At 41.2% G+C, this 22,418-nt stretch carries 21 protein-coding genes and 1 tRNA gene; 14 read left to right on the plus strand and 8 right to left on the minus strand.

The features are described 5' to 3' along the window. Nucleotides 1-80: 80 nt before the first annotated feature. Complete coding sequence (locus tag DDV96_RS02065; protein ID WP_116693064.1) at nt 81-986, plus strand: GYDIA family GHMP kinase; 906 nt, start codon at nt 81-83, stop codon at nt 984-986. Nucleotides 987-1,044: 58 nt separating this feature from the next. Here the strand turns inward: DDV96_RS02065 and DDV96_RS02070 are convergent, their stop codons facing one another. The 7 genes from DDV96_RS02070 to DDV96_RS02100 form a co-directional block, all read right to left on the minus strand. Further along, nucleotides 1,045-3,141, minus strand: coding sequence for a peptidylprolyl isomerase (locus DDV96_RS02070; protein WP_116693065.1), 2,097 nt, complete (start codon nt 3,139-3,141; stop codon nt 1,045-1,047). Between the two features lie 176 nt (nt 3,142-3,317). Beyond that, the gene (locus DDV96_RS02075; protein WP_116693066.1) at nt 3,318-4,571 is read right to left on the minus strand and encodes a hemolysin family protein; all 1,254 of its coding nucleotides are present in this window, start codon (nt 4,569-4,571) and stop codon (nt 3,318-3,320) included. Next, nucleotides 4,571-4,771, minus strand: coding sequence for a hypothetical protein (locus tag DDV96_RS02080; protein WP_116693067.1), 201 nt, complete (start codon nt 4,769-4,771; stop codon nt 4,571-4,573). Before DDV96_RS02080 ends, DDV96_RS02075 begins: the two co-directional genes overlap by 1 nt. Beyond that, nucleotides 4,752-5,339: an LPS export ABC transporter periplasmic protein LptC gene (gene lptC, locus DDV96_RS02085; protein WP_116693068.1), complete on the minus strand. Its 588-nt coding sequence runs from the start codon at nt 5,337-5,339 to the stop codon at nt 4,752-4,754. Before lptC ends, DDV96_RS02080 begins: the two co-directional genes overlap by 20 nt. Before the next feature lie 2 nt (nt 5,340-5,341). Then, nucleotides 5,342-6,700 (minus strand): tetratricopeptide repeat protein, encoded by a 1,359-nt coding sequence (locus tag DDV96_RS02090; RefSeq protein ID WP_116693069.1) that lies wholly within the window; start codon nt 6,698-6,700, stop codon nt 5,342-5,344. 23 nt (nt 6,701-6,723) lie between these two features. Further along, nucleotides 6,724-7,980, minus strand: a complete 1,257-nt coding sequence (locus tag DDV96_RS02095; RefSeq protein WP_116693070.1) for a hypothetical protein — start codon at nt 7,978-7,980, stop codon at nt 6,724-6,726. Further along, nucleotides 7,980-8,708, minus strand: a complete 729-nt coding sequence (locus tag DDV96_RS02100) for a type III pantothenate kinase (protein ID WP_116693071.1) — start codon at nt 8,706-8,708, stop codon at nt 7,980-7,982. The genes DDV96_RS02095 and DDV96_RS02100 overlap by 1 nt, the downstream gene beginning before the upstream one ends. 178 nt (nt 8,709-8,886) lie before the next feature. Between DDV96_RS02100 and DDV96_RS02105 the strand changes: the two genes are divergently transcribed. The 3 genes from DDV96_RS02105 to DDV96_RS02115 all read left to right on the plus strand — a co-directional run bounded on the left by DDV96_RS02105 (nt 8,887) and on the right by DDV96_RS02115 (nt 10,337). Further along, nucleotides 8,887-8,959: transfer RNA gene (locus tag DDV96_RS02105), tRNA-Phe, on the plus strand. 143 nt (nt 8,960-9,102) lie between these two features. Further along, nucleotides 9,103-9,990, plus strand: a complete 888-nt coding sequence (locus DDV96_RS02110; protein WP_116693072.1) for a tryptophan 2,3-dioxygenase family protein — start codon at nt 9,103-9,105, stop codon at nt 9,988-9,990. Beyond that, nucleotides 9,987-10,337 carry a DUF488 domain-containing protein gene (locus DDV96_RS02115; protein WP_116693073.1) on the plus strand — a complete coding sequence of 117 codons (351 nt, stop codon included), beginning with the start codon at nt 9,987-9,989 and terminating at the stop codon, nt 10,335-10,337. The genes DDV96_RS02110 and DDV96_RS02115 overlap by 4 nt, the downstream gene beginning before the upstream one ends. Here the strand turns inward: DDV96_RS02115 and DDV96_RS02120 are convergent. Then, entirely contained in the window at nt 10,334-10,555 is a 222-nt protein-coding gene (locus tag DDV96_RS02120; RefSeq protein ID WP_116693201.1) for a hypothetical protein, read from the minus strand. The genes DDV96_RS02115 and DDV96_RS02120 overlap by 4 nt on opposite strands. Before the next feature lie 244 nt (nt 10,556-10,799). Between DDV96_RS02120 and DDV96_RS02125 the strand changes: the two genes are divergently transcribed. From DDV96_RS02125 to DDV96_RS02170, 10 genes are all read left to right on the plus strand, one after another. Then, nucleotides 10,800-11,540 carry a DUF481 domain-containing protein gene (locus DDV96_RS02125; RefSeq protein ID WP_116693074.1) on the plus strand — a complete coding sequence of 247 codons (741 nt, stop codon included), beginning with the start codon at nt 10,800-10,802 and terminating at the stop codon, nt 11,538-11,540. A 112-nt stretch (nt 11,541-11,652) separates the two neighbouring features. Continuing rightward, nucleotides 11,653-11,985 (plus strand): arsenosugar biosynthesis-associated peroxidase-like protein, encoded by a 333-nt coding sequence (locus DDV96_RS02130; protein WP_116693075.1) that lies wholly within the window; start codon nt 11,653-11,655, stop codon nt 11,983-11,985. Between the two features lie 3 nt (nt 11,986-11,988). Then, a complete protein-coding gene (gene arsS, locus DDV96_RS02135; protein WP_116693076.1) occupies nt 11,989-13,056 on the plus strand; it encodes an arsenosugar biosynthesis radical SAM (seleno)protein ArsS in 1,068 nt (355 codons plus the stop codon). A gap of 3 nt (nt 13,057-13,059) precedes the next feature. Continuing rightward, nucleotides 13,060-13,740, plus strand: coding sequence for a TIGR04282 family arsenosugar biosynthesis glycosyltransferase (locus DDV96_RS02140; protein WP_116693077.1), 681 nt, complete (start codon nt 13,060-13,062; stop codon nt 13,738-13,740). 212 nt (nt 13,741-13,952) lie between these two features. Further along, nucleotides 13,953-17,165, plus strand: a complete 3,213-nt coding sequence (locus DDV96_RS02145) for a SusC/RagA family TonB-linked outer membrane protein (RefSeq protein ID WP_116693078.1) — start codon at nt 13,953-13,955, stop codon at nt 17,163-17,165. A 10-nt stretch (nt 17,166-17,175) separates the two neighbouring features. After that, nucleotides 17,176-18,618, plus strand: coding sequence for a SusD/RagB family nutrient-binding outer membrane lipoprotein (locus DDV96_RS02150; RefSeq protein WP_116693202.1), 1,443 nt, complete (start codon nt 17,176-17,178; stop codon nt 18,616-18,618). A 176-nt stretch (nt 18,619-18,794) separates the two neighbouring features. Beyond that, nucleotides 18,795-20,129 carry an SLC5/6 family protein gene (locus DDV96_RS02155; protein ID WP_116693079.1) on the plus strand — a complete coding sequence of 445 codons (1,335 nt, stop codon included), beginning with the start codon at nt 18,795-18,797 and terminating at the stop codon, nt 20,127-20,129. After that, a complete protein-coding gene (locus DDV96_RS02160) occupies nt 20,114-20,938 on the plus strand; it encodes a metallophosphoesterase family protein (RefSeq protein WP_116693080.1) in 825 nt (274 codons plus the stop codon). The genes DDV96_RS02155 and DDV96_RS02160 overlap by 16 nt, the downstream gene beginning before the upstream one ends. Nucleotides 20,939-21,009: 71 nt before the next feature. Next, on the plus strand, nt 21,010-21,513 hold the full coding sequence (locus DDV96_RS02165; RefSeq protein WP_116693081.1) for a rhodanese-like domain-containing protein: 504 nt from the start codon (nt 21,010-21,012) through the stop codon (nt 21,511-21,513). 200 nt (nt 21,514-21,713) lie between these two features. Continuing rightward, nucleotides 21,714-22,403 carry a TIGR04282 family arsenosugar biosynthesis glycosyltransferase gene (locus tag DDV96_RS02170; RefSeq protein WP_116693082.1) on the plus strand — a complete coding sequence of 230 codons (690 nt, stop codon included), beginning with the start codon at nt 21,714-21,716 and terminating at the stop codon, nt 22,401-22,403. The last annotated feature ends 15 nt before the right edge of the window (nt 22,404-22,418 follow it).

Consider the following 22,418-nt stretch of genomic DNA (forward strand, 5'->3'; position numbering starts at 1 on the left):
TAAGAATTATATTTTTTTACTAACGCTATCATATTTTAATACTATTGCAGTTAAATGATTAATCAAATTTAATTAAATTTTTGAACAACACCTTTTACAGCCACGGAAAATTATTGCTTACTGGCGAATATGTCGTACTCGACGGCGCCAAGGCGTTGGCCATTCCCACCAAATACGGACAGCGATTAACCATATTGCCTACTACAAAAGGTGATTTGTTATGGAATAGTTTTGATGTACACGAGCATTGTTGGTTTGGTGCCGGGTTTTATCGTGACAATTTTGAAATAGAGGGCAATAACAATCCACGTGTAGCCCATACACTGCAACAGATTTTATGTGAAGCAAAACGCTTGAACCCCAATTTTTTTACACAAACTGATGGGATACACGCTATCACCGAACTCGAATTCCCGCAAGACTGGGGTTTGGGTTCTTCATCAACGCTCATTAACAATATTGCCCAATGGGCAAACGTGGATGCCTATGCGCTTTTAAAGAATAGTTTTGGCGGTAGCGGCTACGACATTGCGGCAGCGCAACAGGACGGTCCCTTTCTATACCAATTGAAAGATGGGCAACCAAAGGTTCAACAAGCGCATCTACAATGGGATTTTAAAGACGCGCTGTTTTTTGTCCATCTCAACAAAAAACAAGACAGTAAAGACGGGATTGCACACTATAGAACCGCTTCCGTTTCTGAGAAAGACATTCAGGAAATTTCAGATATAAGCAACGAGTTAGTGTTTTGCCCATCCCTTTCAGATTTTGAAGCTATTTTGCAACGTCATGAACAGCTCATTTCAGACCTAATCAACTTTCCCACCGTTAAAGAGAAACGATTCAAAGATTTTAAGGGCGTCGTGAAAAGCTTAGGGGCTTGGGGCGGCGATTTTGTATTGGCAACGGGCGATAAAACAAATCAAGACTATTTCCGAAGAAAAGGGTACTCCACCATCATTCCTTTTAACGATATGATCCTATAAAAAAACCTCCCCAGCAAACGGGAAGGTTTTTTTTGATACTTTAAAAAGCTGCTTTTAATTAATAAAAGTTGGCCCTGTTATCTTCAATATCGGCTTTTTTCTTCAACGCTTGGTACACTTGGTTGTTAACCGCTCCATTTTTAGCGTTCAGCTGATTTACGTAACTGGCATAATTATCCAGCTCTGGTGCTTTGTTAACAGCCAAGACACGTACTTTGAACACACCGGTCTCCCCTGCGATCAAGCCAGTGGTTTCGCCGGCTTCTTTGCCAAACGCAGCACCAACTACTTTAGGCTCGCTACCAGCACCCGGAATTGTTGGGTTTGCCATGGTTACGGCCGTGGCTGTCTGTACTTGTACGTTTTGGCTATTGGCCATATCCTGAACGGTCGTTCCGGAGATACCGGCCTTGATTTTTTCTGCTTTCTTCTGTTTGCGAATGATGGGCGTGACCGTTGCCGAAGCTTCCGAAACGCTCATCAGGCCTTTTGGGCTTTTACGCGTTAATTGTGCGATGACATATCCGCCGGGAACGTTAAAACGCTTTACATCGCCTACTTCGGTTTCTTCTTCAAAGCCCCAGGTGATGAGGCTACGGTTGTTGCCAACTCCTGGAATATTGGCGTCCAGTTCGCCTATTTTATTTACGGGACGCACGGTCAACCCTTGTTCTTTGGCCACTTCGGAAAAATCGCCCTCCTTCGCCGCCACTTCAAAATTGGTGGCCTTGCTAAAGGTATCGTTTATAGTATTTTCTGAAGGCTCAATAGTTTTAATGACCGTTGCAATCTTCACGGCACGTTGTTTGTTTTTCTGCTCCAATACTTGAGCTACGTGATAGCCAAAGTTGGTCTCTACCACACCAACAGTTCCTTCATTATTATCGAAAATAAAATCGTTGAATTCCGGCACCATACGGCCAGGGCCTACATAGCCTAAGTCGCCACCATCGTCTTTGTTTGAGTTGTCTTCCGAAAATTCGGCTGCCAAGGCTTCAAACTTGCTTTTATCTTTATTGATGGCTTTTGAAAGGCTGTCCGCCAATTTTTTGGCTTCCTCCTTGGTACGGGTTACGTCTTGCGGTGCGGTTTGCAAACCAGCATATCGAATTAAAATATGACGTGATTTAACCGAATCTGGCAATTGCTCTACGGCGATCACCTTACTTAAATTCAAGGTAGCCCCTACTTGGTATGGCCCGTAAATATCACCTTCGTTCATAGATGGAATGGTATCTGCCAAGGGCTCTGGTAGGTCATTTTTAAAATACCAACGGTCTGTATAGCCTTGATCTGAATATTCATTCACAAATGCCTCATTGTCATCTGTGTTCTTGAAGCCTTTCACGGTTTCGCCGTATTCTTCACGGTCGTTCAATAAGGCTGCAACATTGGCATTGGCCTCTTCTATGTCTTCTTTTGAAGCTTCTTCGGAAATAGACACATATTGAATGTCTATTTGCTTATCCACTTCGTATTCGCTTTTGTGTTCCTTGATGTACTGTTTTATCTCTTCGTCGGAAACGGGAACTTCTTCATCAGGTATTTTGGTGTAAGGCACCCGAGCAAACTGAATGTTTATCTTATCGTTCTCGAAGTGGTACTGTTGTTCTGCTTCGGCCAACGTAGTGGTCAACCCTCCTTTTACAAGATTAATGTACATATCCTGAAGGGCAGCTTCTTTTATGTTTTTAATATAATCTTGCCATTGCCCGTACAATTGAGGATTGTTTTTAATGCTGGCAACGTATTGCTGCACCAAACCTTCATCGTATTCGCCCAACTCGTTCTGGAAGGTTGGGTTGTTGGCCAATGAGGTGCGCATGGCGTTGTTCAACTGTTCTTTTTCAACGGTAAGGCCTAATTCCTCGTACTGCTCGCTAAGCAAGGTGTTTCGCAATTCGCGCTCCCAAACCATGTTCATGGCCTGTGCGGTGGTTGCGTTTGGCCCCAAGTTACGCTGTGCGGTCTCTACCTGCTGCATAAAATCTTGTCGGGAGATTTCGTTTCCATTAACTATTGCTACGGTATCTTGGTCTTTGCCAATGCCGGAACCCTTTGTAAGGACGTCACTTAAAATAAAGGCGAAAAGCGCCAATGCGATGATTAAAATAAGGAAAATACCTCTTTTTCTAATGCTGTTTAATATTGCCATCTGTCAGTCAAATTTATAGAGGGCGAAAATACCATTTTCAACGCATTAATAAAAAACTTTGTTAAAAAAAATTGCCCTTGGGTTTTTTAGCTGCTTTTTTATGATTTTCTTCCTATGAAAAATAGCTGAAGGAACAGTTGCTTTTTGATTTCTTCCATTATTTGAAAAAGAACAGGCTAATCTTCTTCTTTTACAAAAAGTTCAACCATTTCAATTTTAGTGCTGGACACTTCGAGAATTTTAAAGAGGAAACCTTCAATCTCCACGATTTCGCCTTGGTTGGGGATACCTTCGGTAAAATAGACGATAAGGCCACCCAGGGTTTCATAATTTTCGTTTTCGGGCAGGTTGAACTTATAAGCTTCATTCAGGTAATCTACTTCATGGCGGGCCGAAAATTTGTAGTGATCATCGGCTTGTACTTCTTCGATCAATTGAATGCTGTCGTGTTCGTCTTCAATCTCGCCAAAAAGTTCTTCTATAATATCTTCAACCGTCATGATACCCGAGGTGCCTCCATATTCGTCAATGACCACTGCAATGCTTTTGTGTTTACGGGCCAATATATTAAGAACGTCTTTTGCGAGCATAGTTTCCGGGACAAAGACAACGGGCATCAACACTTTTTTTATGGTCGTTGGTTTTTTAAACAGCTCAAAAGAGTGTACATACCCAACAATATCGTCTATATTTTCTTTGTAAACAATAATTTTAGAGAGCCCGGTTTCGGTAAAAAGCTTGCTCAGTTCTTTTGGTGTTGTTTGTATATCGACCGCCACCACTTCGGTTCGGGGTACCATCACTTCGCGCGATTTCACTTCGGAAAAATCCAGGGCATTCTGAAATATCTGTATCTCGCTGTCCACTTCATCATGGGTCTGGACGGTTTCCATCTGTTCGCTGATGTAATTCCCCAGTTCCATTTTACTGAAGGTAAGCTGTATGGTATCGCCTTTGGACTTGAAAAAGAGTTTCAGCACCAAATCTGAAATCCAGATGACAAATTCTGAAACAATAGAAAACAAGATATAAAAAAAGTAAGCCGGGATGGCAAACACCTTAATGAGCTTGTTGGCATAGATCTGAAAAAACACTTTTGGCAGAAACTCTGCTGTGAGCAAAATCACCAAGGTTGAGATGACGGTTTGCACCAACAGGCCGGTCATTCCTGTGAGCGGGATAAACTCCATGAGCAAATCGCCCATAAACAGACCATAGACCACCAATGCAATGTTGTTGCCCACTAACATGGTGGTGATGAACTTTGACGGCCGGCGGGTTATCTTCTGAAGTATTTTTGCCAGCAAGTCGTTCTGCTTCTTCTCAATCTCGATGTGGACCTTGTTTGAAGACACGTAAGCGATCTCCATACCGGAAAAAAAAGCCGACAGGATAAGCATGCTGACTATAACAAGGATACTGACCTCCATTAGTGGTTTTTATTGCGCTCTTCCATTTTTCTGCGGAAGTTGCGCTTAAAGAAAAACATAAAGATAGCCACTACGGCAAAAAAACCAAATAAATAGGCCCGGTTTCGGTTATCGGCCCAATTTTGCCAGACCAGATAGATTGAAAAAGCGGCCATAACCAAGTAAACGTATTCAAAAAGTTTATATATTGTCTTGTGCATTGTTCTCTTCTTTTTTAGTGTCTATTAATTGCACCCCTTCATTTTTACGGGACAGGAAGGTAGTAAAATCTTGGCTGGAATCAAACCAAGCACCATCGTTGTAGGAGCCGTCCTTAAATTCAATTTGATAGGGCTGGTTGGTAAAAACCCACTTGTTTTTCTGGTCCCAATACAATTGGTCTGCCCGCAACACTAAACTATCATGGGTAACCAAAACCACACTGTCCCTTAGGTCAACGATACCGGTATTTTCATACTGTATGGCATAGTTGGAGGTAACGGTGCTTTTCTGGTCTTTTTTGTCCCAAAAGTGCACTTCAACGCCTTTTGGAAATTCTTTGTAAGGAAACTTCAGGTTTGAAAAATCCAAGAACAAAGGAGTAATCACATTGGCAACCACCTTGCCAGAGTCGGTATATTTAAAATTGACATCTTTCCCTATGCCCAATGGCTCGTTGTCTTTTAAGGACAGTTTTTTTACGTTTTTATAATTTCCTTCACATGAAAAAAACGTGATGGCAAAGAGTATTGCCACCACGCTTTTAATACTATGACTGAAAGTGATCATTCTTACAAATTAGGTACCCTTACGCTTCCGCCTACCCAACAGCTAAAGGTAACGGTTTTTCCGCCCATACCTTCACTGAAGATATCCTGTTTACTAGGAGCGCGCTGTCTGTAACTGCTTGCAGCCGATCTTGCCGTAGAAGCAACCGATGCGTCAACACGGGCGGCTTTGTCGGCCATCTCTGCGGCTTTCCAGTTAATCGCTCTTTTTTCAAACGGAGTAGTACCACAATTGTTTGCGCTTTTTGCATACATAGATGCAATATGCAAATACGATCTACCGTCTGATGGTTTTATCTCAAGTACTTTTCTATAGTACGTTCTGGCTTGGCTATAGCTTCCTTTTTTACGGAAGTTATCTGCAATTTTTCTAAATATTTTCACTTTTGCAGCAGGCTCTGTTTCAAGATCGGCAGCTTCGTTATAATACTCCATTGCTTTGCTGGTATTGCCATCTTGATCGGCCAACTGACCTAAGTAGTAAGCAGATTTTGCAGAAGGCTCTAAAGTGTGCAACTGTTGCACCAATTTAAAGAAAAGTGGGGTATCACATTCTTTAGCACTTAAACGCCCTGCAGCTCTTTTTAACCAATTTACATCGTCTTTCTTGTTTTCGAAATCTTTTTCGTACAACGGAATCAAGTTAGGACAATCTGCCAAAATACCCAATTTACCGTTCACGCTTCCTTTAACCTGGCCATACGCCTTTAGGTTATTTTCGTAAGCGCTCATGTACCTTTTCTCTTTAGAAGAAAGATCATTACCGGCATCTTGCTTGTCCATGTACTTGGTAAGCCTTTCTGCCAAAGAATTTTCTTCTTTTTCTATTTTTTCGGTTACGGCGTCGTACAGGTCAAACACCTCTTGGATGTCTTTTTTGCCTTCATCGTACAAATCTACCGCCAATGAAAAGTAGGCGTACAATGCCTTTGGGCTAGTAAAATCTTCCTCATGCTTGGTAAACGCTTCATCAAAAGCATCAAACTGTTCTTGCTTGGTGCCAATGCCGTTTTCATACTTTAACTTGGCAATGTCCTGCAACACGCTACCTTCTTTGGTTTTCTTCGGAAAGTTTTCCAATCGAAGCTTATACGATTGAATTAAATCCTGAATCTTGCTTTTATCGCCCTTATCGATAAAATGCTTGAACATTTTTTCGGCATATTGGTAGGTTGCCAGGTTGTAGTTAGGGCAATCCTTTATAAGTTTTTCGTAATAGGGCAAAGCAGCCTCATAGTTCTTAGCTTTGGCCGGTTCGACAAACAAGGACAAGTTAAGTTGACAATCGTCCATTTGAGCGAAACTCTTACCGCCGACCAATAAGGTCAAAGCCGTTAAAATTAAAATCGCTTTCGTTTTCATAGTTATAGTTTAGTGTTTAATAATTAATCTATCAATCTTTTTTGGAACCACCTGTCGTTCAATGAAAGGCTTATAAAGGCGTTGAAGAAATCTTCTTGAATGAGGCCAGCATTTTTGGTTCCGCGCCTTCCTACTTCAAACCCGACATTAATATTGGAGAATGACTTGCTAACCGGTAAACCTACTCCAAAAGATATGCCAAACTCATTAATATCTTCTCCATTGACGTTGATGCCCGTGCCCTCAAAGCGCATTCCAGCACGGTAAACCACCCGTTTCCAATAACTGCCAAACCCGTTGTAGTTGGGGATATAAAAACCGCCCAATTTGTATTTTGAAGCGTCTTTAAACTCCACGTTGTCCAAGTTTACAGTGCGGTTTGTAAAATTACTGGTTTTTTGGTTGGTATATTCGGCCCCTACGTACCATTTTTTGGGTTTTCCCAACCCCGCTCCAGTGGTAAATTGCGAAGGAAACGAGAAATCGGTATCTGATACCGGTATGTCCCTACCATCAACAACAGCTTCGGCACCTTCTGAATTTATGATGACCGTGGCCAGTTGGCGGGAATTTTCCGAAGTGAAATCGGTTTCTGGGGTATAGCTAACCGATGTGGAAAGTTCTAAATTTTCAGTAATCATGGTTTTGTAAGCCGCTCCAAAATTAACACTGAAACCTAAAATTTCAGATTCATTGATCTCGCGCGTAGCAAACTGGATATTTTCTTGCACATTTAGGGCTTTGTTCTCTATATTTCCGAAGTTATAGTTGGCATCGACCCCAACGCTAAGCTTGGGGGTTACTTGGTATGCCAAGGTTAAAAAAGCCTTGTTAATGCCACCGGAACCGGTATACCTTGTAACAGACCGGCCGGTTTCGGCTTGTTTTTCGGTTTGCAGCTGATACCCGACCGAAGTATAGGGAATCAACCCGAAACTGGCCCCGAATTTCCCCATGGGAATACCAATGGCCAAATAATCCAAGGAAGTGGTGGCCCCATTTTGCGAATCGCTGTCGGTTTTCAATTTGCTTTCTTTATGGCTGGCGCCCACGGTAAAGTTTACCAAACGTAGCGATGCCACGTGCGCAGGGTTTTGAAGGTTAAGGTGAATACTATCGGAAAGCACCCCGATGCCGCCCATCATCCTGTTTTCGGCAGTACCTTTAAACTTTAAAGAACCTATTCCGTAAAAGGAATACGGAGACGTGGTTCCTTCCTGAGCCATAGCAGCACTTGCTATAAATAGTACTAAAACCGTTACTATACTTCGTTTTAACATCAATGTTTGTTATGTTCTAAAATGTGGTTTAACCCCTGCAATAAAAAATTTGAGTTGGCAAAGATGTCATTTTTTAAGCGATCTCGCAAAAAAAGGGCGTCGCCTCCTGTTAAAATAACTGTTAAATTCTTGAAATCTGAGGCATAATCGGTTATAAAGCCGTCTATTTCGTACACCATGCCGTTAACTGCGCCGCTGTGCATGGCCCGGATGGTGGAGTTCCCAATATAGTGCTCAGCCTGCTCTGATTCCAAAAAGGGGAGTTTCTCGGTAAATTCGTGCATCGCCTTATACCGCATTTGCAAACCGGGCGATATCGCCCCTCCCAAATAATTGTTTTCTTCTGAAATGAAATCGTAAGTCACGCAGGTGCCCACATCGACCACCAATACATTTTTATTGGGATACTCTTTTGCAGCGGCACTTATTAATGCTATGCGGTCTACACCAAGGGTTTTTGGGGTGGCATACCTATTGTTGAACGGAATAGCAATATTGTGGTCCAACACCAAAAGGGAATATTTTTTTTTGAGTCTGTCAAGTTGCGCCTCACTGATTTTACCTACACTGGAAACGATACAGTTTTCAATTTGTGGGTATTTGGAATGTGTTTCTGAAAGAATTTCAGGAAAATCACCTTTAATGGCTGTTTTTTTCAGCAGCAATTCTCCTGCTTTAAAAACCGCAAGCTTTATCAAGGTGTTCCCTACATCTACTATTAAATTCATTTTTTTTTCAGTAAGTGGATAAAAGTAAACAATGCAGTGGCATTTGGTTGTTAACAGGATATTAAATTGAACGTTTATTGAAATATTTTTCACTTTTATGTTTTGGGAAAAATAAATAACGTTTATATTTGCACCCGCCTACGCCAAAGTATTGGCTTCTGGCGAAGATTGAAATACTGGTACCTTAGCTCAGTTGGTAGAGCAACGGACTGAAAATCCGTGTGTCCCTGGTTCGATTCCTGGAGGTACCACATAAGCCCGAAACGTTTGTTTCGGGCTTTTTGTTTTATTAATGTTTTATCACCAACTATCTTACTTCATTTCCAAAATTCTAAATATCTTTATACCTCAAGATAAGTTAACGAAAAAGATACCCGCCTTTGCGGGCATTTATATGAAACAAGAAGACATCATAAAAGCAATAAACGAAAAATATACCGCCTTGGGCGAAAACCCCGACACTTACCTTAAAGGACTTTTAGAAGCCAAACCCATTAATTATTGGGACTATATTGAGGTGGAAACCTTGCTTTCCCTGCAAAAACCCCGTACCGATTATAAAGATGAAAAAATCTTTATCATGTACCATCAAGTAATTGAATTATTACTGAAAATGGTTCGGCATGAGGTGATTCAGTTACACGAAATGGACGGGGTGGACGAAGAAATCTGGCTCGATAAGTTTTCCCGATTGAACCGTTATGTGCATATGCTCATCACATCGTTTGATATTATGAAGGACGGCATGAGCTATGAAGACTACAACACGTTCCGTGCTACCTTAACACCGGCCAGCGGATTTCAGAGTGCGCAATTTCGGTATATCGAAATTTACTGCACCAAATTGGAGAACCTGGTAAACGAAGAAGGCAAAAAACGGCTTCCTGATAATCCAACAGTTGAAGACTATTTTAAACATATTTATTGGCGCGATGCCGGTTACAACCGCCAGAAAGGCACACGAACCTTGACGCTGCGACAGTTTGAAGAAAAATACCTAGATTCATTTATTGATCTTGCCAAAAAAACAAAAGGACAAACCTTGGAAGAAAAGTTCCTTCAAGTAGAGAACCCTTCATCAGCTTTAAAAGACATAATCTTGGAATTCGACAAATTGTATAATGTAGAATGGCCTTTGGTGCATTTAAACACGGCCAAACACTATCTGGATAAAAAAGGGGAAACAAAAACCGCAACCGGTGGCTCGGAATGGAAAAAATACCTGCACCCTAAATTTCAGCAACGGAAGTTTTTCCCAACGCTTTGGAACGAAAAATCATGAAAATACAAATAAAACGCATATACGAAGATGCCGCAAACCGGGACGGTCACCGTGTGTTGGTAGATCGCGTATGGCCCCGTGGCGTGAGCAAAGAGGATGCACGGTTAGACGACTGGAACAAAGAAATTGCCCCAACGAGTGATCTGCGAAAATGGTTTGACCACAAAGAAGAACGCTTTTCAGAATTCAAGAAAAAATACAAAAAGGAGCTTTCAAACCATACCGAGGACCTTAAGGAAATCGCTGAAATTGCGAAAGAGAAACAGGTGACCTTATTGTTCGGCGCAAAAGACGAAGAGCACAATCAAGCGGTTGTGCTAAAAGAATATCTTGAAAGCAATTTTTAAATCACGATTTTCGCCTTGATGCGTTTTTCGGCCTTCTTTTTAATCGCTGTAAGCCGTTTCATAATGTCCATCAATTTGGCATCTTTGGTTTTTTTGTAGCGCTCGTTCAAGGCCAAAATGAGCTCTTTGGCCTTTTTGGAAGCAATAATACGTTCGTTTGTTGATTTAAAACTTGAAGTTTCTTCTTCAAATTGTAAAGCTTCATTTACAACATCCATAGTAATTTCTTTTTTATTTGTCAGTTTTTTTTGAAAACGCATTAAAAAACGAACCTGTTTTTATACTCTGCATTTTGGCGGTTAAATGTAATAGCTTCTATCATCTCTGAATAATTTTAAACAATACTTTAACACACTTCCATAATTAATGAAATTATGGTTGTAAACCGTTATTTTTGTATCGATTGTGCTTATTGGCAAAAGATAAAATTTATGACATTACGTTTTTTTTCTCGCTATCAGTATGGTTGCGCTACTGTTTTTTTCTTCTGAAACCGCTACTGCTCAAATTCTAAATGCCGAGTCACTTCGCAAGGTAACCGACACCTCGGGCTTTTCTGGCGCTTTGGCATTGGAGTTTCAGTTAAAACGGAACAAAAACGATTTTTTTACTGTTTCGAACAACCTCCATCTTCAATATAAAATGAAACGGCACCTCACTATTTTTAAAAACGACATCGATTTTCAGAAAATAGAAGGCAAAAAACTAAGCAACAGCTTTATTTCCCATCTTCGGTACAATTACAAACTAAATTCCTGGCTTACTTGGGAAGCCTTTTTACAAGGGCAATACAACAAAGTGAATTTGATAAATTTTAGGGGCTTGGCCGGCACAGGGCCCCGATTTAAACTCTCGCAGCTCGAAAACTACAAATTGTACCTCGGCACCTTAGTGATGTACGAACAGGAAGAGCTGCTGGACGAAGTAACGCCCGTTTCCAGGGACCTGCGGGGCAGTATGTATTTCTCGTTCAGCCTATACCCTACTGAAAACATTAGCATTGTAAGCACCACCTATTACCAACCAAAATTGAAGCAATTTAAAAACTACCGCATTTCCAGCCAATCGTCCTTGGTGGTTGGCCTTTTTGAAAATTTTGCCCTAAAAACCAGCTATACCTTTACGTACGATGCCTTTCCGGCACAGACCATCCCCAATTCGCAATACGATTTTACCACCGGTATTGCTTATACTTTTGACTGATTTCACAAAAACTTCCGTAAGCTTTTTGCGTTTCAGAAGACTACTTCCTTATATTTACCAAAGTAAAACCAAAACGGTTTAAATTTCGTAACTATAACAAATACCACCAACCATGGCAGATTATTATGACCCTAAAGACCTTCGTAAATTTGGAAAGATCACTGAATGGAGTGAAGAATTAGGAGAGAAATTTTTTGATTACTACGGAAAAGTCTTCGAAGAGGGCAAGCTCACAGCCCGTGAAAAATCGCTAATCGCATTGGCCGTGGCCCACACCGAACAATGCCCATATTGCATTGATGCCTACACAAAAGATGCCTTACAACGCGGTGTTACCAAAGAAGAAATGATGGAAGCCATTCACGCAGGAGCGGCTATTAAAAGCGGGGCTACCTTGGTACACGGCGTGATGATGATGAACAAAGTAAACAAACTCGACGGATAATCTATGACCAAACTCAAAACACAATCCCTACATAAACGGAATAGCGAACTCGCACAATCCAACAAACAGCTTGAAATTCTCTCAAACGGAATTTTTGCCAATGGCGAGTTGCCCACATTTGCTGAAAAAATTGAAGAAACCGGGCAATTCCCGATGAAACCAAAAAAACTGGAAATCCTCCAGATTAATTTAGGGTATATGTGTAACCAAACTTGCGATCACTGTCACGTAGATGCTGGTCCCGACCGAAAGGAAATCATGACCGTCGAGACTATGAAACAATGTTTGGAAGTTATAAAAAACACCGGTGCCCACACAGTCGATCTTACCGGAGGTGCCCCAGAGATGAACCCGAATTTTAGATGGTTTGTAGAAGAAGCCAGCAAAGCAGGGATTGAAGATTTTATAGTACGAAGCAACCTGACCATAATCCGGGCGAATAAAAAGTATTACGACCTACCGCAGTTTTTTAAAAAGCACAATGTGCACGTGATTAGCTCCATGCCACACTGGACGCGTGGAAAGACCGATAAACAACGTGGTGAAGGTGTTTTCGATATGTCTATAAAAGCCTTGCAGGAATTGAACGCCATCGGATACGGAATGCCGGATAGCGATCTTCGATTGGACTTGGTGTACAACCCAAGTGGTGCTTTTTTACCGACCAATCAAGAAAATATGAAAAAAGATTTTAAAAAAGCGTTACTGGAAGATTTCGGGATTCATTTCCACGACCTTTTTGCCATCACCAATTTGCCCATTGCCCGTTTTCTGGATTTTTTAATTGCTTCGGAAAACTATGAGGAATATATGTACCAATTGGTCGAAGCCTACAACCCTGCCGCCGTTAAAAACGTGATGTGCACCAATACCATTTCCATTAGTTGGGACGGTTGGCTATACGATTGCGATTTTAACCAAATGCTGGAATTAAAGGTTGATAGCGACGTAAAGCATATTTCAGAATACAACGAAGACGTATTGAACGACCGAAACATCATCATTTCGCAACATTGCTACGGCTGTACCGCCGGTGCCGGCAGTAGCTGCCAAGGTTCTGTTGCCGACTAATCTATGAACAACAATACTGCAATATTAATTTTCGCCAATTCGGCTCAGCAAGAAAGGATTGCAAAACCCTTTCGGAAATCGGCGGATTTGTTTGGCACACTTAATAAGCAGACCCTCGCTAAGGTTAAAAAAACCGGCCTTCCCTATTTTTGTTTTTCTGAAAAAGAGCAAACTGGAAACACTTTTGGCGAACGCTACGTCAATGCCATTCAATCGATTTACAACAAAGGTTTTGACAGGATTATAACCCTCGGAAACGATACACCGCATTTACAAACCCGCCACATTGTTGAAACCGCTAAAAAACTACAAGAGAACCCTATTGTTTTAGGGCCTTCAAAGGATGGCGGTTATTATATGATGGGGTTGCGCAAATCACATTTTGATAGCACACTATTTCTGAAACTTCCGTGGCAGACTTCCAATTTAAACCGAAAGATCACACTGTTGTTCCGTTCAAAAAACATTCAAATAGAATGGCTGGAAACATTGACGGATATCGACTCGGTTTCCGATGTTGAAATTATTCTGAACAGTTTCAGGAGACTTTCTTATTCATTAAAAAAATTACTTTCCAACCTTCTTATTTCTGAAAAGATTTTATTTGAGGTAACGCCCTTACCTTTTCAAAAAACACTTCAAAAAACACCTTTCAACAAAGGCTCGCCCAGTATTGCTTTATAACAGAATATCTGAAAAGTAAAGTTGTTTAACGTGTCTGGTTGAGCGCAGTCGAAACCTTCATGATTATAGACAATTTGCAATCCTCGACTTTAGTTTATCCTGAGTGAAACCGAAGGGCTCGAACAGATAGCAAGCACTTTTTAGACATTCCACTCTCGATTGCTGAAATTTTTCAGCAAAGCACATATTTACTTACCAACCAACACAAATTTATGAAGCAATTATATATATGCTTATTGCTTTTTAGGACCGCAATAAGCTATTCTCAAATAACTGTTACTGGCACCGTGACAGATGCCGCAAATGGCATGACTATCCCGTTTGTAAATGTGATTTCCAGCAATGGGGAAGCCACAACCACCGATAAAACCGGAAAATTCACGATTGAAATTTCAACCAACGAAGCTATGTTGACTTTTTCTTCCATAGGATATAGCACTCAAACAGTATCTGTTGGTGATGCCACAGAGTTTTCAATTCGATTAAAAGAATCCACAACAAATTTAGACGAGGTGGTCGTCACTGCATTGGGATTAAAACGGGAAACAAAGAAATTAGGCTACACGGTACAAACGTTGGATTCTGAAGGTATTAACGAAGTAAAGGCCGTCAATTTTTTGGACAATCTTTCCGGAAAATTGGCCGGGGTTACCGTGTCGCAAGGAGCAACGGGCGTGGGTTCGTCTTCAAAAATCACCATTCGGGGCGAATCTTCTTTTTCAAACAACAACCCACTGTTTATAGTCGATGGAACACCCATTAACAACGAAACGGTCTTTAATTTTACCAACGAGGCCGCCTCGGGATTTCAAGAAATAGATTTTGGTAATGGCGCGATGGAAGTAAACCCTGACGATATTGAATCTGTTACGGTATTAAAAGGTCCTAGTGCTGCTGCTTTATATGGAACACGTGCCTCAAACGGAGTTATTGTTATTGAAACCAAAGACGGTAGCAAAGCTAAAGGATTAGGTGTTAGTATTAATACGTCGCTTTTTGTGGAAACGCCTTTTAAACTTCCTGAATTTCAGAACGAATATGGACAAGGTAATGGTGGTGAATTCGCCTACGTAGATGGACTAGGTGGCGGCACAAACGACCTTATTAGTTATTCTTGGGGCCCACGACTGGATGTTGGTAACTTGATTCCGCAATACGACAGTCCGGTTACGCTGCCCGATGGCACGGTGGTTCGTGGCGGTGACACTTCGCTGTACAGTGGTTTGCCCATAACGCCAACACCTTTTGTGTCGCATCCAGATAATTTGAAAGATTTTTACCGAACTGGGGTTACCACTATTAACAACGCATCGGTTTCCAATGGTTTCTCCACAGGCAGTTACCGTTTGTCCTTTACCGATTTGCGTAGCGAAGGGATTATTCCCGGTGTAAATTTAGATCGGCAAACCGTGGCTACAAAGCTTGCTTTTAAGCCCACCGATAAAACTAAATTTAACGCCTCTGTAAGTTATGTAAATTCAGGGAGTGACAACCGCCCATCCAATGGTTACGGAAGTGAAAATGTAAACTATGCCTTGGTAGCGTGGGGACCACGTTCGTTGAACATCCAAAATATGCGCGATTATTGGCAGCCAGGACTGGAAGGCGTGCAGCAGTATTCGTTTAATTACACCTATTTTGACAATCCCTATTTTACCTTATTGGAAAACAGAAACTCGTTTGTGCGCGATCGTGTCTTCGGTAATATCTCTGTAACACAATATTTGACGAAGCATTTAAGTGTTTCGCTTCGTTCGGGAATGGATTACGCTTCTGAAAAACGCCAATTTAGACGTGCCTTTAGTAGCAACCGGTTTAAAAATGGCGGCTATGCCGAACACGATGTACTATTTAGGGAAGTGAACACAGACTTCTTGATTAACTACAACACTATTTTTGGTGATATTTCGCTGGATATTTCCGCAGGGGGAAATCGGCTGGATCAAACGGCTACTACCAAGCAATCGCAAACGGTAAACTTGGCGCAGCCCGGTATTTTCAACCTCAATAACGCCGCATCGCCCATTGAAGTATTTCAGTTTGAAAGCAAAAAACGCATTAATTCGTTCTACGGAATTGCAAAACTGGGCTATAAAAACTTTTTGTATTTAGACCTAACCGGCCGAAACGATTGGTCCAGTGCGCTGGCAACGCCTTTTTCGGTAGATGGTACCTCATTTTTTTATCCATCGGCCTCAGCAAGTTTTATTCTTTCAAATGTAACAAAGTTGCCTGACGTATTTTCATTTGCAAAACTACGGGCCAGTGTTGCCCAAGTTGGTAACGACACGGCACCGTATCAAACCTCGGGAGCTTTTGTTTCGCAAACACCATATTTAGGACAACCTACCTTTAGCGATCAAAATTTTATCCCGAATTCAAACTTAAGACCGGAACAGACCACCTCGTTTGAATTTGGTGCCGACCTTCGGTTTTTCAAGGATCGCTTGAATTTTGATCTCACCTATTACAATACCTTAACGGAAGACCAAATTATTTCGTTGCCCATTGGTATTTCCTCAGGTTACAACCAACAAGTCATAAACGGCGGAAAAGTACGAAACCAAGGGCTCGAAATCATAACTGGAATTACACCAATTAAAACAGCCGGTTTCCGCTGGAACACGACTTTCAATTTCAGCACAAATAAAGCGGTGGTAGAAGCCCTTCCGCAAAGTGACGGTCGGTTAACACTGGCTTTTAGCCGAATTTACGACAGTGCCAACCAAACGGTTTGGTTTCAAGTGGAAGAAGGTGGCGAAGTGGGCGACATCTACGGAACAGGCTACACGAAAAATGAAAACGGCGACTTTATCATCGATGAAAACGGCAACTATATTGCCGATAACAATCTCAAAAAAATAGGGAATTATACCCCAGATTTTATGTTGGGCTGGAACAACGATTTTCAATATAAAAACTGGAGCCTTGGTTTTTTGTTCGATTGGCGACAAGGCGGCGAATTGGTTTCCCGAACCCGTGCATTGGCAACAGTAGGCGGTCAATTGGCAGAAACCACCCCACGCCCGGAAGCAGGCATCATTGCCGACGGTGTTGTGAATATTGGCACTGAAGCAAATCCAGAATACGTAGCCAACACCACGGCTATTTCGGCAGAAAGTTATTACCGCCAGTTTTACGACCGGAATCATGAAGAAAACAACGTGTATGATGCATCGTACTTAAAGCTTCGCCAATTTTCCATTGGATATAGTTTTGAATTGAAAAAAGGCTTTTTAGGTCTGACCGAAGGCGGAAAGGTAAATTTTAACATTATTGGAAGGAATATTTTTGCGGTTTCAGAAATCCCGCATTTTGATCCCGAGCAACTGGCCGTTCAAGGAAACGGTTTTGTAAGCGGCGTTGAAGACATGAGCTACGCCACCACGAGAAGTATCGGTTTTAAAGCCGGAATTAATTTTTAAGATGAAAACCATGAAAAACACACTCTATATATTCAGCTGTATCTGTTTGCTTGTTGCAAGTGGATGTACCAAAGATTTTAAAGAAATCAACACCAATCCCAATGCTCCTAATTCGGTACAGCCTTCATTATTGCTCAGACAGGTAATTTACGATTATGGCGAGCAAATGAGTTACGAAGGTTTTGTGGCTGGCGATTTATTGTCGCAGCACCGCACTGCATTGGATTTTAATTTATTTGATCGCCACGCCTTAAAGTCACCACAATTGGGTGGAAATCCTTGGCCTATTTTTTACACCAACCTTCGGGATAACCAGATAATAATCGAGCAATCCCAAACCATTGAAACCTTCGCCGTTTACGAAGGTCCAGCCTTGATTTTAAAAGCCTATATGGCAGCAGGCCTGACCGATTTATTTGGCGATGTCCCCTATTCTGAAGCATTTAATGGCGTAAATGGCACCGTAACCCCCAAATACGATAAACAAGAAGATATTTATTTAGCTGAAGGTGGAATTATTGATAACCTCAACAAAGGGATTGCAGCGATTGAAGGGTATGAAGATGTGATTCCGTTAGAAGGCGATATTTTATTCGATGGAAATTTAGAGAGCTGGATCACCTTTGCCAACTCCTTAAAGATAAAACAGTTGCTCCGTATTTCGGGAAAAGTAGATGTTTCTTCAGAATTGCAAACTATTTACAATGAAGGAAATTATTTAAAAACGAACGATCAAAATGCTATTTTCAACTTTACGAATACCGACCCCAATAGTTTCCGGTTGGCGCAACTTCGGATAGGCGATTTCAATAATTTTGTGCTTTCTGAAACGATGGAGGATATTTTAAAAGAGCTTAATGATGATCGAATTGGCGGATTTTTTCGTCCGTTTGAAAATTCAGATGCGGGGGAATTCAATGGATTGATCAATGGAATTGACGCCTCAAACACTTCTATTGAACTGGCAGATTATTCCTTGGCAGGCACTGCTTTTCGGGAAGATACGTCCACATTGGACGCCAACTTTTTAACAGCTTGGGAAACCTATTTCAATTTAGCTGAAGCTGCTGAACGCGGACTCATTTCAGCAGATGCACAGACGTTATACGAAACGGGTGTAACTCTAGCTTTTGAATATTGGCAAACAGAAATGCCCACAGATTATTTAACAGGATCGGCGGCTTATGATGCAGCAGGGACCACACCAATGCAACAAATTATCACGCAAAAATGGATTGCCAATATCATTAACGGCTATGAAGGCTGGGTAGAATGGCGACGCACCGGTTTCCCCGAATTTAAACCCGTAGCCGCCAGCTTAAACAATGGGATTATCCCAATACGGATGCCCTACCCAGCTGAAGAAGAAGCGTTGAATGCCGAAAATTACCAAGAAGCAGCCAACGCCACCGATGGCAATAGTATTAACGTACCGGTTTGGTGGGACGAATAGTCCCCACTTTAAAAATAGAAATTATTCATCAGTTCCCCTCCCTTTTGGGGAGGGGTTAGGGGTGGGGACTCTTAAAAACAACAAAGGGGGTTGGGCTTGCCTGCCGCCAAGGCAGAGAGGACTTTTAAGAATATCCTGCAAGGTTTTTAAAACCTTGTAGGTCTAAAGAAAAGATTATGAACGTAACAATCTGGCAATGGGGACTGATAATCGTATCGAGTTTGATACTGTTTTTTCTATCGCCTTTGGCAAAATCCACCGACCAATTTTTTAAGGCGACCCACCGCAAAAAAGCACCCTCTGCATTATGGTTAACGGGAAGCTTGATTATCTCTTGGATTTTTGCCAAAAGCATTACCAATGCAGCAAATCTGGGGTTGGATTTTGGTATTGTTGGGGGTGTCGCCTATGCCGGTTATTACCTGTCATTTGCCGTTGCCGGGGTTTTAATTTACCAACTTAGGGTTCAAGGAGGGTTTAAAAGCATCCACGATTTTTTAACCAACCGTTTTGGCAAAGGAGCGATGGCTTTGTTCTCTATTTTGATTGCCATTCGGCTTTTTAACGAAGTGTGGAGCAATACCATTGTAATTGGAACTTATTTTGGCGACCAAGGCAGCACACCGTATTATTGGGCAATTTTAGTTTTTACCACCTTGACCTTGGCGTATGCCATAAAAGGCGGGTTGAGCAGTTCGATTTTTACCGATGTGATTCAAATGGGGCTTTTTGCCATTTTACTTGTTGTTATTTTAGGGGCTATTTTTTCTACGGAAGATTTTACAGTTCAAGAAGTAGCAACATCCGGCTCTTGGACATTTGAACTAGGTCTGAATTTATTTTTTGCCGCCATTATTCAATCGTTCAGCTATCCGTTTCACGATCCGGTATTGACCGACCGGGCTTTTTTAAGTTCGCCAAAAGTGACGCGGCGTAGTTTTTTATGGGCCAGTTTATTGGGCGGGATTTGTATTGTACTGTTTAGCGTTATTGGCGTGTATGCCCAATCGCAAGGAATGAAAGGACAAGCAGCGGTTGAAGTAGGCAAGGCATTTGGCGTCGTGATATTATTGGTCATAAATTTTATCATGATCACCTCGGCCGCTTCCACATTGGATTCTACGTTTTCATCCTTTTCAAAACTATTGGCAGTCGATTTAAAAATGGGCATCGACCTTACCTTCGGAAGAGCATCTATGGCAGCAATTGCCATTTTAGGCACAATTCCCGTGTTTTTAAATGCTGAAATATTATCGGCTACCACCATTTCGGGCACTATGGTCATCGGCTTGACGCCCGTATTCTTGTTCTGGAAACTTCCAGCACCTAAAATCAGTTTTTATTTAAGTGTTATTTGCGGATTGGTCTTTGGTTTTTTATTGGTTTTTGAACTTTTCCCGCAACAACTTATTTTTACCAAAGGAAAATATGCCGACTTACTTTGGGTGAACGTTTGGGGCATTTTAAGCTGTTTCATTTTATATTTGACACCTACATGGATAAAAAAATAGAACATATAAACATACAAGGCAAAGTGCTGCTTTTTGGCGGCGTTTACAGCAATTTGCAAGCGCTTGAAAAACTGAAAAACATTGCCGAAAAAAACAATATCCCGCCTGAAAATTGCATTTGTACGGGAGATATTGTGGGGTACTGTGCGCAACCTGAAGAAACTGTTCAACTATTTAAGTTATGGGGCGCCAAAAGTATTGCCGGGAACGTAGAAATACAATTGCGGGAAGGTGCTGAAGACTGTGGTTGCGATTTTAAAAAAGGATCTCGCTGCGATGGGTTTTCGCAATTGTGGTACCCGTATGCGCAAAGTAAACTTTCAAAAAGCTCATTGGATTTTATAAAAGAATTACCCGACCATATTCGGTTTACGCACGCCGGAAAAAAGACAACGGTTGTTCATGGTTCGTGGTTTAATATTTCAGAATTCATCTTTAAATCAACACCTTGGAAGGTAAAACAGCCCAATTTTGAAGCCTCAAATAGCGATATAATTATCGCCGGACATTGTGGATTGCCGTTTCATCAAACCGAAAACAAAAAAACATGGATAAACCCTGGGGTTATCGGTATGCCCGCAAATGATGGGAACCCGCAGGTTTGGTACGCCATTTTGGATGATACTGACGGAAAACCATCGATTACACACCGTACTATGGATTATAACCACAAATTAACCAGCAACCTCATGCGCAATGGCTTATTGCCCGAAGAATACGCCCGAACGATCATTACCGGAATTTGGGACAATACTGAAATTTTACCTCCAGTAGAAAGCGGATTGCAAGGGTTTGGCGTTCAACTGTAATTCATAGCATTTTAACATCAAAACAACGGGCAAGCAATTTGATATTATGTAATTTTAACGTCCCAAACAATATGAAGCATTTACTTTATTTTTTCCTGCTCTTAATTTCCATAAGCGGATTTTCACAACAACGGTCATTGGAAGACCTTTTACAGCAGTACAACACCCGTAGCATTCCTTATATTTCGGTGGAAGAACTTCGTATGAAGCAAATGAACGATTCTGTAGTGATTCTGGATGCTAGGGAACAAAAAGAATACAATGTAAGCCATATTGCTTCAGCAAAATATGTAGGGTTTTCAAAATTTTCGATTGATTCGGTTGCCAATAGAATTCCTAATAAAAATACTCCCATTGTGGTGTATTGTTCGTTGGGGATCCGTTCTGAAGAAATTTCAGAAAAACTGAAAAAAGCCGGATATACCAACATAGAAAACCTCTACGGTGGTATTTTTGAGTGGAAAAACAAGGACTATCCAACTGTAAACAATCAAGGGAAAGAAACAGACAGCATCCACGGTTTTTCGAAAAACTGGAGCAAATGGCTGGACAAAGGGCCTATAATTATTAAATAACTAATGTAAATCAAAATAGTAAAGGGTGAAAAGTATTGAAACTATATAAAGTTACTGAGTTACTAAGTTATTGTGTTATTGGATTGTCTCTAACTAACCTAATAACTCAATAAACAATAACTTGTAAGCAGCCTTATTTGAAAGAAAGCAGCACAGGTTATATTACTATAAATAATTTTAAAATCATTAAATAGAGTCCAATGGGTTTATTCACAAAAAATAACGTTGGCGGCGATGAAGACTTGGCCAAAGATTTTCATTTTCCCACTTCAAAAAAAGCACTTATTATTTTTACCCGAAATCCAGAGCTGGGAAAGGTAAAAACACGTTTGGCCACCAGTGTGGGTGACGAATCTGCTTTAAAAATCTATAAATTTTTAGTGCAACACACGGCAGAGATCACAGCAAATGTACAAGCAGATAAGTTTGTATATTATAGTGAAGGCATTCAAAAAGAAGACAGTTGGGACAACAATACTTACAGTAAAAAATTACAACAAGGTGACGACTTAGGCATTCGTATGTACAATGCGTTTACTGAAGTTTTTTCGCTTGGTTATGACCAAGCCATCATCATTGGCAGCGATATGTACGATTTGACCACGGAAGACCTCAACAATGCTTTTACGGCATTAAAAGACCACGACTATGTAATTGGCCCTGCCAAAGATGGCGGTTATTATCTTCTGGGCATGAAGCAACCCAACCAAGCCATTTTCAGTAAAAAAGAATGGGGAAAGGATTCGGTATTGCAAGCCACGCTTGACGATTTAAAAAATGAAACCGTAAAAAAACTGGAAGAACGAAACGATGTCGATTTTTATGGTGATATTAGAGACAATGAGGCTTTTCAAGAGTTTTTACCCGATTATCTCGACACTGATTTTTAATTTTAAAAGTAAATT

The sequence above is a fragment of the Marixanthomonas spongiae genome (genome assembly GCF_003095375.1).
GTDB classification, from domain to species: Bacteria; Bacteroidota; Bacteroidia; order Flavobacteriales; family Flavobacteriaceae; genus Marixanthomonas; species Marixanthomonas spongiae.